The following is a 638-nucleotide window of genomic DNA, read 5'->3' on the forward strand; positions in this document are numbered from 1 at the left end:
CTCCAAACCGGAGACATCACTCGTACTGGTGAAATCTACAAGTTCGATTTAATGACCGGTATTGTGGATGAATTCTCAGAATTACAAGGGATTATGGGTGAAAAATATGCCTTAGCCTTTGGTGAAGCACCTGCAGTTGCTACTGCTATTCGCGAACACTACATGCCAATTTCTGCTGAAGGTGAATTACCTGCTAGCCAATTGGGTAAATTGTTTGCTGTGTCAGATAAACTAGATTCAGTGATTTCATTCTTTAATATTGACCGAATTCCTTCTGGTTCAAACGATCCGTTTGCTTTACGCCGACAAACATCAGGAATTGTGCGTATTCTAATCGAAAATGAGTTAACTTTTGACTGGAAAACTGATATCATTAGTATCTTGCAGACTGTTTATGGAATTGAAGACCAAGAGCGCCTAGTTGAATTACAAACAGCTTTAAGCCAATTTGTAAATGACCGCTTGAAAGCTATCTTAAATGACCAAGAAATTCGTTATGATATTGCGGATGCTGTTTTGCAAAGCCGTTCAGCGGATATCTTAAGAAAACTAGCGGCAAGTAAAGTCTTACAAGCAGCTAGTGAAAAAGCGTCATTTAAAGAAACGCTTGAAGCATGGAACCGTATTTTGAACTTGGA

At 39.0% G+C, this 638-nt stretch carries 1 protein-coding gene; it reads left to right on the top strand.

Annotated elements, in window-relative coordinates:
• Positions 1–638 (top strand): glycine--tRNA ligase subunit beta (locus tag ACRCJ0_RS18180; protein ID WP_431391534.1); only part of this gene is annotated, 638 nt, incomplete at both ends.

Source organism: Aerococcus sp. L_32, assembly GCF_050689315.1.